Source organism: Methanococcoides sp. DA23 (assembly GCF_057593895.1).
The window spans coordinates 2,150,362-2,162,114 of the sequence record NZ_CM172520.1; the positions used below are offsets into that span (position 1 = coordinate 2,150,362).

10 protein-coding genes are annotated in these 11,753 nt (G+C 31.9%); all 10 read right to left on the reverse strand.

Annotated features, from left to right (window positions below):
• Positions 1 to 129 precede the first annotated feature (129 nt).
• The 10 genes from AC20MK_RS10640 to AC20MK_RS10685 all read right to left on the reverse strand — a co-directional run bounded on the left by AC20MK_RS10640 (position 130) and on the right by AC20MK_RS10685 (position 11,647).
• Entirely contained in the window at positions 130 to 2,274 is a 2,145-nt protein-coding gene (locus tag AC20MK_RS10640; RefSeq protein ID WP_487355779.1) for a DUF2206 domain-containing protein, read from the reverse strand.
• Positions 2,271 to 3,344: a glycosyltransferase family 4 protein gene (locus AC20MK_RS10645; protein ID WP_487355780.1), complete on the reverse strand. Its 1,074-nt coding sequence runs from the start codon at positions 3,342 to 3,344 to the stop codon at positions 2,271 to 2,273. Before AC20MK_RS10645 ends, AC20MK_RS10640 begins: the two co-directional genes overlap by 4 nt.
• A gap of 107 nt (positions 3,345 to 3,451) precedes the next feature.
• Positions 3,452 to 4,528: a glycosyltransferase family 4 protein gene (locus AC20MK_RS10650; RefSeq protein ID WP_487355781.1), complete on the reverse strand. Its 1,077-nt coding sequence runs from the start codon at positions 4,526 to 4,528 to the stop codon at positions 3,452 to 3,454.
• Positions 4,521 to 5,726 (reverse strand): hypothetical protein, encoded by a 1,206-nt coding sequence (locus tag AC20MK_RS10655; RefSeq protein ID WP_487355782.1) that lies wholly within the window; start codon positions 5,724 to 5,726, stop codon positions 4,521 to 4,523. Before AC20MK_RS10655 ends, AC20MK_RS10650 begins: the two co-directional genes overlap by 8 nt.
• On the reverse strand, positions 5,723 to 6,790 hold the full coding sequence (gene wecB / locus AC20MK_RS10660; RefSeq protein ID WP_487355783.1) for a non-hydrolyzing UDP-N-acetylglucosamine 2-epimerase: 1,068 nt from the start codon (positions 6,788 to 6,790) through the stop codon (positions 5,723 to 5,725). The genes AC20MK_RS10655 and wecB overlap by 4 nt, the downstream gene beginning before the upstream one ends.
• 9 nt (positions 6,791 to 6,799) lie before the next feature.
• Complete coding sequence (locus AC20MK_RS10665; RefSeq protein ID WP_487355784.1) at positions 6,800 to 7,888, reverse strand: DUF354 domain-containing protein; 1,089 nt, start codon at positions 7,886 to 7,888, stop codon at positions 6,800 to 6,802.
• Between the two features lie 49 nt (positions 7,889 to 7,937).
• On the reverse strand, positions 7,938 to 8,483 hold the full coding sequence (locus tag AC20MK_RS10670; RefSeq protein ID WP_487355785.1) for an acyltransferase: 546 nt from the start codon (positions 8,481 to 8,483) through the stop codon (positions 7,938 to 7,940).
• Positions 8,484 to 8,530: 47 nt separating this feature from the next.
• Entirely contained in the window at positions 8,531 to 9,676 is a 1,146-nt protein-coding gene (locus AC20MK_RS10675) for a carboxylate--amine ligase (protein ID WP_487355786.1), read from the reverse strand.
• Positions 9,663 to 10,451, reverse strand: coding sequence for a hypothetical protein (locus AC20MK_RS10680; RefSeq protein WP_487355787.1), 789 nt, complete (start codon positions 10,449 to 10,451; stop codon positions 9,663 to 9,665). The genes AC20MK_RS10675 and AC20MK_RS10680 overlap by 14 nt, the downstream gene beginning before the upstream one ends.
• The gene (locus AC20MK_RS10685; RefSeq protein ID WP_487355788.1) at positions 10,445 to 11,647 is read right to left on the reverse strand and encodes a DegT/DnrJ/EryC1/StrS family aminotransferase; all 1,203 of its coding nucleotides are present in this window, start codon (positions 11,645 to 11,647) and stop codon (positions 10,445 to 10,447) included. The genes AC20MK_RS10680 and AC20MK_RS10685 overlap by 7 nt, the downstream gene beginning before the upstream one ends.
• Positions 11,648 to 11,753 lie beyond the last annotated feature (106 nt).

An 11,753-nucleotide genomic window follows, 5' to 3' on the forward strand; every position in this document is an offset into this window, starting at 1 on the left:
AGGGGACAACTTTCGATTATCTCCCATAGATCATCATCAATCTCATGAAACCTTAAGTTCTTAAAGGATCTCGATAAATATGTATTTAATAGTTTGAAAAATATGTGGAAATAGATTAATTGATTGTTATTACAAATATATCTTATTTCCACCATTTGAATATATAAATGATTTTGAGTATATAGTTTCCGAAATGTCAGAAGTGTTCCAATAATATTGCTTCAGAGGGCCATTCATCCATCCATATTTAACATTTGGATATCTCAAGTAAATATATGATTCCGGCTCAATTTCATTAGTATTATTATTCAACATTTCCCCCTGATCAATCGAACCATAGCTATAAAGCACAAGACTCGATTTCAAATCCGAATATATTGTATTGTTTGCTTTCCGATTTTTTGATAACCATTTGGTACCATAGATATCTTCGACAGTAAAATATGTTCCATATAAAAATTGTGTATCACGAACTATTCCACTATTTTTCATTCTTTCTTGGCTCAGAGAGATTGATCTTGGTTCATCTTTAAGAATTTCCTGAACAAAACCAACATTAAATAACATAAATAATATTAGGAAAATCGATAATAGTTTTAATGAATGTTTTAAATAGTGAGTTGAATGAGATCTCAGCACAAATTTATATATGCTATCAAATATAGTTATGGCGCCAATTACACAAAATAAGGATAATGCAATCGAACTGATGTGATATAATCGATGAATATTCATTCCCGTAGAGGAAGTAAAAAAAGATACTACCAAAACAGATAGAAGCACAATTGAAAAAGCCATATATTCTTTTGAAAAATTAAAGATTTTTGGATATACTAGACTTTTCAAAAAGCCTACAACGATAAAAAATTGTGATATAAGGTATAATCGTTTTAATATGTCACCACTAAGTGAATATGATTTCCCAGCAATTAAAGGAGTTGCACCTGTTTCGGGATTAAAAATATCGGTTAATATTGAATTATAAATATCTCTAAATAGTAGTGTTACGCTTTCAAATATATACCCACTCGTAAAAAGCATATACCAAAAAATAAGAATAACAAAAAACAAAGAAATAAAACTAATGGTATAGGTCTCGCTATGATAATGTAGATAATATTTCATGAACACATATCCTACAATACAAAACAAAATAAATAAGTAGGAGAGGCCATAATGAGATGTAATCAATCCAAATGAATATAAAATTACTAATATTCTTTTATTAAATAAACGATATTCGCTTAACATAACTAAAATTATAAGCACAAAAAATAGTTCTGCTATCTGTTGTCGTGCCAAAGAAACCATTTCTGTATAGAATACATATACTGAAACAAAATAAAAAACCGAAAAAAAAGCTATTTTGTCATTATTTATCTGTTTTTGGTATATATGGTATATTCCAAGAGATATAAAGGAAAATAAAAATGGATATATTATTTTGAAAACCCAATCTATACTTAAGTTACATATATTTGAGTAGATAGTAGGAAGTATTGAAATGCTTAACATCGCGGGAAGCTTCGCTGGAGTTTCTAAATCCAAATAACCTGCGGTTTTAACAAGGCTGGAATAATAATATTCATAATGAATATCCCATCCAGTTAAATACATGGAAATTAATGAACTATGGTATAATAGTGAAATTGAAATAATAAAGAGGCAGTAAGGATATAATATTTTCGGGATAACATCTAATGTAATAAGAACAACTATTAAGACTATCATAATTATTAAACACATCAAGAGAATATTATTATCATAAAAATTAACTAAATATGTTCCGAATATTGAGAAAAAAGGTAATGTGCATAAAAACAATACTTTAGAAGATAATAACTCTTTAACATCAATCAGTTTCACACTAGAGAAATCTTTGTCAACTACATAACATAAAATACATAGTATTAATACAATAACATTTAAAGCAATTAAAATTGGTAACGTAGAGATTGGGTTTTTTATCCCAAAATATAGATATAATCCGTTTATGGATATACTAGTAAACATCACTATCAATATACTTAACCCGATTGTATGTAATAGCAGTTCAACATTTCTCAACTTGTGTAATTTAAGAACTCTAACAAAGACGATTCCAGGTACAAATGTAAGATAAATAAATCCTATTATTTGTCTAAAGATGGGAAGTTTAAAACCTATAATATCTAACCCTAAAGCACCCCAAACCATTAAGTGCAAACTCAATATAATTGCAAAAAAAGTTTTGATATCTAAATCATTCAATATAAATGGATTAACAATTTTCATATTTTCAAATCACCCATGTGGTTATAAACATTTATTGTCTCCTCTGCAATTGAATCCCAAGACAATTCTTTTTTCATTTTTGTATATCCATTTTCACCTAATTGTTTTCGGAGGGGGGGATGTTTTAGAATTTTAATTATTGCATCTGCCAACTTTTCATGATCCTTTGGAGGCACAACGTATCCCGTTACCCCATCGTCCACAACTTCTGGAATACTGCCAACATCTGTGACAACCACCGGTATTTTGAACGAGTAAGCAATTGGAATTATTCCTGTTTGAGATCCTTCTGTATAAGGTAAAACAACAACACTTGATCTTTGGAATAATTCTGCAACATCATTATCGGGTATAAATTCATTTATTATCTCAAAATTTTCAGGGTTATCTATCAAAGGTTCGTACTTAGTGAAATCCCCCCTTCCAGCAATAATTATATTAACATTTGGGATATGAGTTTTAATTTTAGGCACGGACTTTATTAAATATTGAAGACCTTTATAATCTAATATTCTTCCAAAAAATAATACAGATCCATCTTCGAGAATCTCTTTTTTATATTTTGTAAAAAAAGAGTAATCGCCGTGCTTTATGACAGAAATATTCATTTCAGGATACCCTTTCATAACTAAAAGATTTTTTAATTTATCACCATGAACAAAAATATGGTTAGATGCCTTAAAATTCAATTTATTTATCAAATAGTTAACAAATAAGTGTTTTGAGCCAATGTGGGTATCAATATCATGCAATGTTAAAACAACATTTTCTTTTTTTAAGTAAGAGTATAAACCTAAAATCCAAATATGATTCGCAGTAATGTGTATAACGTCTGGTTTAATAGTCTTAAGAATCTTTAATACAGATATGAAATTAAAGATTCCTTTATTAAATCCAAAAGATGGTAATTTAACCAAATTTAAAGAAACATTATTTTCAAAAAGGTTTGTATCAACATTATCGCCAACAATTACACTAACTTCTTCATAATTAGACAATGCATTTGCAAGCTGGGAAGCATAATGAAGCATACCTCCTTTATTACATAAAGAAATTATAACTATTTTCATTAACTGAACCCCACACTAATCCAATAATAATTGAGTACACGAGATATTTGAACATACAAGCATTTACTATTTTGCATAGATATCACATTCCAATTTATCCAATTATTTTAAAATAATTCATATGATTTTAAAATTTCCAATGAAATATTGTGCCATGTAAAACGCTCTGCATATTGCCTTATTTTTTCACGATCCCATTTTTTGTTAAGTGCGAAAGAAATTACTTCTTCCAAATCCTTAGGGTCTGCACTATCACATAATAGCCCATAATCTTCAGAATTTATTATCTCTGGAATTCCTCCTACTCTTGTTCCCACAAATGGCTTGCCACATCCCAAGCATTCGAACATTACCGTAGGATTTCCCTCTTCCAAACTAGGCAGTACAAAGAGGTCAGACGCATTTAACCAGATAGGAATTTCATTGTGAGGTTTCTTGCCAATTAGACGCACGTAATTTTCTAATTGTAGATTCCTTATTTGTTGTTCAATCTTTGTTTGTAATGGCCCGGAACCAATTATTAAACAACTGACATCTTTGTTTAATTTTATTATTTCAGCAATTGATTCAATTAAGTATTTATGCCCCTTCACTTCAAATAAATTACCGACACTGACTAAAATTTTTCCATCTTGTGGCAGTTCTAATTTTTTGCGACATTCATGTTTATCCATTAATTTGAATGAATTATCATCAAAACCATTTGAAATTACTATAATCTTTGTAGCAAAATCTGGAAACATTCCATCCATAATTTCTTTTTGTTTGTTTGAGACTACAAAAAAAGCAGTTGATTGCTTCAGAATAAAATAAAATATTTTTTTATATTTTATAAAAATTTGCTTAGATGGTCTGTAATGAAATGTAATAAATATTTTTTTATTGCAAAATGATGATGTTAATGATCCACTAATTGCAGACACAAAACTAAAAAAACCGCCTGATACTTGAATATGCATTATATCATATTCTCTCCGTCTCATTATAGAATTGATAGTTAACCCTAATGTTCTTTGATAGAGTTTTCTTATGAAAGTCCCTTCGGAACTTTGAACATTTTTTCCAGACAAATTGTATGATATAAGATTCACGCCCATATCAGATAAACATTTGCTCAGATATTTAGTATGTGTTGAAACGCCACCAGCTATATTTAGCGGTCCACACATTAAAACTTTACTCATAACTATCCCTCACCGAGTTCTCTAAATACGTTGCCATAGCTAACATCATCCAAGCCTGTCCCCATCGCATATGAGGAATTTTGTTTATAAAAAAAGGCCATTTCTGATAATAAAAATAACCAGACCCATCTTGCATATTATTGATAGTCCAAGAAAGTATTTGCTTTGCAAATTCTGTATATTTATCATCTAATTTGCTCAACTTCGAAAATGAAATAATGCCTTGTGTTTGATTATGTATATCTGTTGGATATGGAAATGGATAACGGAAATAACTACTACCATTTTTACGGAACATTATGTTTTGGTAATAGCTAGTAGCTTTGTCGATGCATTCAACAATATCTTTTTTACTTTCTGAGTGAGGAAGATAAGCTAATAATCCATCAATAATATATCCTTGATGAAAATCTAATTGTACTCGTTTCTTTGAACCATTCTTGTGGATGCTGTAGTCCCATGAACCGTTCTCTTTTTGAGTTTGTATTAATGTTTGAGAAGCTTTCTCGCAAATTGAACGATATTTGGCATTATCTTCTATGTTTAAAACAGCCGATAATGCCTCCATAGCCTGAGCTGAGGCATTTAATGTAATATGCTTTGGCTTACTACCAGATTTATATGCGAAAAATGGATAATGATCTTCATCCTGAAATAGTTCATCAACCAAAAAATCTGCTGCACTTATTGCAATATTCTTTTCTTCAACATTTTTAGTAATATGATAGGAGTTTATTAAAGCTATGATTGCCTGACCCGTACCAATAATATCTGGAACATCGACAGATAAAGTGCTTTTCTCAAGAGTAATATATGGGTAGTAATGGCTTGCCCAACAATCATACCCATACTTTTTTCTCAGAGATTTATTCTTAATGAAATCAATTGATTTATTCATTTCAATAAGATACTTATCATCTTTTGTAGTATTATACAAAGAAGCGTAAGATTGAGTAAATAAAGTCATGCCCTTTAAGTCAATCCCTTTCTCAATTTTAAGTATATTTCTCATATTGATAGGACTGTATTTATTGACCTGTAACAAAAGTACTTTAAGATAAGGATTTGTTATTTTTTGTGTCAAATTACTATTTAGACCATCATAAATATCCCAACCAACGTATTGGTTATTTGAAACCCACTTATATAAAGAATCAACAGATTCAGTAATCTTAGAGTTAGCATCATTAAAAGTCATTGATCTGCCCCTATGATTTCTGCAATCTTTTCACTCGCATCACCATTGCCAAATCTTTCTTTATACATGCTTAAAGAAGGATTAAAGCCATTAACCATCTTGACAATCTTTCCCTTATCTGCACCAACCAACACATTCCAACCATCTTCAACAGTTTCAATCCATTCCGTATTTTCACGTAATGTGATACATGGAATCTTCAAAATGTAAGCTTCTTTTTGAATACCGCCTGAATCAGTAAGGATTATTTTAGCATTATTCATTAATTTGATGAAATCAAGGAATCCAACAGGCTCAATTAACTTTACTGATGATGCTAATTTGTCGTACAAATTATACTCTTTTAAAAGCTTTTTCGTCCTGGGATGAACAGGGAATACGACTATATCTTCCAGTTTAGAAAAAGCATCTACAATGTTTTTGATATTTGTGAGATTATCAGTATTACTGGCACGATGGACAGTTGCAAGCAAGTAGTTCTTGCTTTCCAAATTCAGATCATTCAGAATTCTAGATTGCTTTTCTGCAATATCTTTGTTGTATATCACAGAATCAGCCATAACATCCCCTGTTAAAAAGACATTATCAGAAATTCCTTCATTTTTCAAATTGTTTACAGCATTTTCTGTTGGACAAAATAGGACATCTGAACAATGGTCCGTTAATATCCGGTTTATTTCTTCAGGCATCGTTTTGTCAAAGCTTCGTAAACCAGATTCAACATGTACATTCTTTATATGTAATTTAGAAGCGGCCAAAGCACCTGCAAGTGTCGAATTTGTATCACCATAAGTCAAAACAAGATCAGGTTCTTCTTTGATAAGGACTTTTTCTATCTCCTTTAGCATCTCTCCTGTTTGATATCCGTGAGAACCAGAACCAATTCCCAGAAAATGATTAGGTTCAGGGATGTGTAACTCACTGAAAAAAACATTATTCATCTCATAGTCATAGTGCTGACCCGTATGAATCAATATTTCATCATGTTTTTTTCTTAATTCTTTTGAAACCACGGATGCTTTTACGAATTGTGGTCTCACACCTACTATGCTCGCTATTTTCATGATGCTACCTCATCGAAACTTATACTGGACATCTGGATCTTTTTTTATTATTTTAAAACTATTGGGATAATTTTCTACAAACCATACCATAAATTTATTCACATCGATTTTGTCTTTCAACAAACGATCTCTTTTGGGTTTCCATTCTTCCTTCAGATTTCTTCTCTGCACAAGTTCAATAGCTTTATTTATTGCATCATTCGAGTTATTATAATTAAAAATAAGACCATATTTTTTTTCAAGTTCGATGAAATTGCCCATATCATTCTCACCAACAAAGGAATTACAACGTATTGCAGGTGTTCCCAATATAGCAGCTTCAGTTGTCGTTGTTTGAGAATCACAAACCAACATTTTAGCATAATATAATACATCATGCATCCTCGTAGATTTTGTTGGTAATTTGTATTTTAATAATTCTGCAGGTAATGGTTTTTCCGAAGAAATGAAGACATTTGTATATTTAGATAATTCCTGTACGAATTCTATTTTGTTTTGAATACCCGTTTTCCCAACATCATGATATGCGCTCATAGCAACAAATCTTAACACAATATATTCATCATTACAACCTAATCCAAGTTCATCATAAACAGAAGGATTTGGCTTGAAGTAATTTGGATGGAGATAAGCCATTTCTTTATAACCATCGATTTTGATGATTTTATCATTTTTTAGCTCTTTATTGAAACTCGATGGTATATATATAGCATCAGCGAAAGGAAAAGAAAGGATCCGACCAAGCGCAACGGGTTCTGAATCACTTGAAATTATGTAAGGCCTTCGCAAAATCTTACTTATGTGGGCTGAAACTGGAGATCCTCTGCTTATAAATAGATCGGGTTTGAATTTTTTGGCTATTCTTAGCATATTATATTCAAGTTTAATTAACAAAGGAATCTTACCGAGCAATCGAGAGTTTCCTCTATTTTTTCCAAGAAGTTCATAATTAAACCCATAATTATCTAATAAAGAAAGAGTAACATCTTTATCTGTTGTACAAATTTTGACATCATGCCCTTTTTCTTCAAGAGACAAAATCATATTTTTAAAATGATGGACATGCGCAGGATGTCCAATTTCAACTATTATTTTCATAACATACTCCCACCAATTTTAGATTTATATAAACAATATATGATGTGTATTATATATCTGATTTATTTATTTTTTTTATAACCCTCGCAGGGTTTCCAACAGCTACACTATATGGAGGTATGTCCTTTGTGACAATTGACCCACCGCCAACGATAGAACATTTACCAATTGTTATTCCTGGTAAAATTATCACCCCAGCACCAATCCAAACATCTTCTTCAACAGTAATTGGACCATATTTTTTTGGATATAATTTTATTAGCTTAGAATTATTAGGGCTTGAAGATATAAGAAATGTAACTTGTGGACCTATTGCAACCCTGTTGCCTAATGATAAAAATTTTCCAAGGGAATAATCTACTATTTCCATATTCGGACAAATGTGGGCATCATCTCCAATTTTAACTCCGAGCAAACGGTAATAAAACTTTCTAGTAATAGGAAATATGGCAGATTTTGCCAACCTTATAAGCACAGCAGAATATAACGATTTAACTTTTGTTATTTTCAGCTCTTTTTTATCATAATAAAATTTTTGCATAACACATCTCCCAATTGAAATACTATTTGAATATAATCTCATTTCATGTGCCATATTTTTTGTATACCCCTCAATTCTTTTTGACCATAGGGTTCATAATTTCATCTAGTAACAAACAAATATGGAGCATAAATTATTTCGAAGATGAAAGGCTTTAAATCATGACTGTCATACACTGCAAATTCAAGTTTTGTACAAGATTTTTTCTCTGATTTCTTTTTGAAAATTGATTTAAATAACACAAACGAATCAGTAATAATATCCTTCCAACATGCTTCATTCCATTCATTTTTTACAATTGGTTCATTAAAGTAAAGATAATTATAGAGACTCATTAAAAAAGGAGATTCTGATTTATTAGAAATTGTATGCCATTTCCATGTTCTTGGATTGACTTCTAAAAATTTATATTTCCCATCCCGTTCATCCTTTTTAAATTCAACTTCACATAGCCCTCTGTAACCGGCCCCACTTAGTATTTTTTTTGCATTTTCGAGAAGATTGGTATCTTTTATCGTTTCAGTAAATGTTGAACAGCTACCAAAATCTATAGGATATTGTCTTTTTCTTCTTGCAACTAAACTTACCAGAGGCTTCGTTCTATCAAAAAAGAAACATGCTGAATATTGGTTATTACTGTTTCCAGGGATTATTTCCTGTACAATTACCTCATCTTTAGGAATATATGAGAGTACTTCTTTGTAATTGACAACCAACTCATTTCGGTTGTTGCAGACCAAAATCTTCTCCCCAATCTGACTGTGGAGTTTGTGCATTACTGCAGGTTTTATAATACAGGGATAATCCAGATCTATATTTTCTAAGTCTTCAATACTATCTGGAAAATATGTTTTTGGCATATCGAGATCCAAGTCATGTGCAAGCTGGTATGCGATTCTCTTATTGTAAAAAATTTCAACAATATCCCAATCATCAACGCTAATCTTGTAATAATTTTCTAGTATGCTTTTATTCTGGCTCAATATTCTAACATGATTGTCATCTGTTGCTATCAATAACCAATCATTTAAGTCGTATTTTTTATTTAATTCAATCAAAAATTGTATAAAATCCTGGTTTTCATCAATTTTTATGAATTTTGTGCAATATTTTGAATGCTTAGATATATTTATGTTATTTGTATCTAAAACAAAACAGGGGATACCGTTTCTTCCAAATATCCGTATAATTCCCAATCCTTGGACATGGCCACCTATTACAATAACACCCTTTTTACTCTGAATCATTTTTCCTTACCCCCATCAAAATCTTCTTCCCCGAATTAAATGCAAGATCCTGTAACCAGAATAAAACCCAGTTAAAAGCATTTGAGGTCCATCGGTCCGGATGCAGTGAAATATAAAAGTTATTGACTCCCCCACCCTCTATTAGTTCAATAAGATCATCAGTTGTATCAGCAAAGACCTTTTCTGTTTTTCCAGGAATAAAATCTCTCAGGTTGTTCTTTGAGTTCCACCCCCGTCCAGTATCAGTGAAATAATTGAGATCTTCTCCGACAGATAAATATGCCTCTCCAAGAATTCCAAAATCCTTGAAATCATAGGTATCCCATAGATCTCGGTTGTCATATTTTGATAACACGGCCCCATGCATGCAGATTGTTTTAAGGTTGCTGATCTCTCTGAATTTATTCACATCATCCTTGAATAATTCGATGGCATTTTCACGGTCACCCTTTGCAGTGCTTAAAGTCTCATAGTGGTATCCGACCTCATGTCCCATCTTCTCGATCTCTTGTATGATTTCAGGAACAAAAACGTTATTGCGGGTTCTGAAATAGTAAGTTGCCTGTATTCCCAGTTCCTCTTCTATACGCGCGGTTTTCAGTGCGGTCTTGGCCCATCCGTCTACGTCATGACGCATCAGGACAAAACGCTCAGGAAGCTTATTGCCTGCTGACAGGTATCGGTCCATGGTGATGGTGGTGTAGTTATCCGCTATTGCAGCACAGAGTTGGTGGAACTTGTCAAGTGTAAAATCAAGATTATGAATATTTAACATCCCAGATCACCCCAATGCTTTAGTAGACCTGTGATCGAATCCAGATCTTTTTTGTTCATGTTCGGATGAGTTGGTATCGTTAAAGTTTTATTTGCCATTTTATCAGCTATTGGATATTCTATCGATTTTTTGTTGAACAGGGGTGGAAGTGAATCCACCAGATATGGAGTTACTTCTATTCCCGATTTTATAAATGCATTCATGAGTTTATTTCGATTATCTCTGTTTATTTCTTCAAAGTAGATCGGCAAGCGCGAAAAGCTCGGCTTTATCTGCCCGGATATTTTTGGAAATAACAGGCCCTCACGATCTAAATTATCCATCAGGTAGTTGGCATTTTTAATTCTTGTATTGTTAAAAGTGTCTAGCTTTGGTAGTTGCTGTATACCCAGAAGAGCCTGGAACTCGGTGTACTTGTACATTAACTCCTGTATCTCATAATATGAAGTTGAATTTGTTTCTCCCAGGTTTTTGTTTCCCATTAATTTGTACATTAATGAGTAAAAAATACTAGCATTGCAAAGTGAATATCCAATGAGATACGCAAATGTCTTGATCTGATGCACAACACCATAATTTTTGAAACTATTATTGATTGCAGATATCTTATCTGAAAGTTCCCTGTTATTGGTACAAACAATGCCACCATGAATCGTAGAGATAGGCTTACCCATATTCATACTAAATAATCCGGCATCTCCAAAAGTACCGACTTTCTTACCATTATATTCAGCACCCATTGATTGGCAGGAATCTTCAATTACCATAGCACCATGATCATGAGAAATTTCTGTAATATCATCTATGGAACAGGGATAACCGAACATATGGGCTGCGATTACAACTTTAGTTTTACTTGATATTTTTTCACGAAGATCGACTGGATTCATATTATATGTGTATGGCTCGAGATCAACAAATTTGACCTTAAAACCCATCTCAATCACAAGTCTTGGAACATCTTCACAGGTGTATGCAGGAACAATGACCTCATCACCTTTTTTTAGATCACATGCTTTTAGTATGGTATATAAGCCAGAAAAACCAGAACTTGTAAGATCTACGTATTTGCAATTCAAATAATTAGAGAGGTCAGCTTTAAATGTTGTGCAACCAATTGAATTATTTGTTAAATAGGCAGATGCTGTCTTCAAAATTTCCTGCGGATAAATGGGTGCCTGGGAAATTGGGATCATTGCATAACCCCGATTATTTCTTGTTCAATATCAATGACATGACAATTTTTCAACAGGTCCAAATATTGCATTTTAAAAATTTCATGACTCACAATTAGTTGCAAGC

Excerpts from the sequence above, each read along its gene's own strand:
- wecB (WP_487355783.1), bottom strand. The coding sequence starts at position 6,790 with ATGAAAATAGCGAGCATAGTAGGTGTGAGACCACAATTCGTAAAAGCA.
- AC20MK_RS10670 (WP_487355785.1), bottom strand. The coding sequence starts at position 8,483 with ATGGCACATGAAATGAGATTATATTCAAATAGTATTTCAATTGGGAGA.
- AC20MK_RS10685 (WP_487355788.1), bottom strand. The coding sequence starts at position 11,647 with ATGATCCCAATTTCCCAGGCACCCATTTATCCGCAGGAAATTTTGAAG.
- AC20MK_RS10680 (WP_487355787.1), bottom strand. The coding sequence starts at position 10,451 with ATGTTAAATATTCATAATCTTGATTTTACACTTGACAAGTTCCACCAA.
- AC20MK_RS10675 (WP_487355786.1), bottom strand. The coding sequence starts at position 9,676 with ATGATTCAGAGTAAAAAGGGTGTTATTGTAATAGGTGGCCATGTCCAA.
- AC20MK_RS10645 (WP_487355780.1), bottom strand. The coding sequence starts at position 3,344 with ATGAAAATAGTTATAATTTCTTTATGTAATAAAGGAGGTATGCTTCAT.
- AC20MK_RS10640 (WP_487355779.1), bottom strand. The coding sequence starts at position 2,274 with ATGAAAATTGTTAATCCATTTATATTGAATGATTTAGATATCAAAACT.
- AC20MK_RS10665 (WP_487355784.1), bottom strand. The coding sequence starts at position 7,888 with ATGAAAATAATAGTTGAAATTGGACATCCTGCGCATGTCCATCATTTT.
- AC20MK_RS10655 (WP_487355782.1), bottom strand. The coding sequence starts at position 5,726 with ATGACTTTTAATGATGCTAACTCTAAGATTACTGAATCTGTTGATTCT.
- AC20MK_RS10650 (WP_487355781.1), bottom strand. The coding sequence starts at position 4,528 with ATGAGTAAAGTTTTAATGTGTGGACCGCTAAATATAGCTGGTGGCGTT.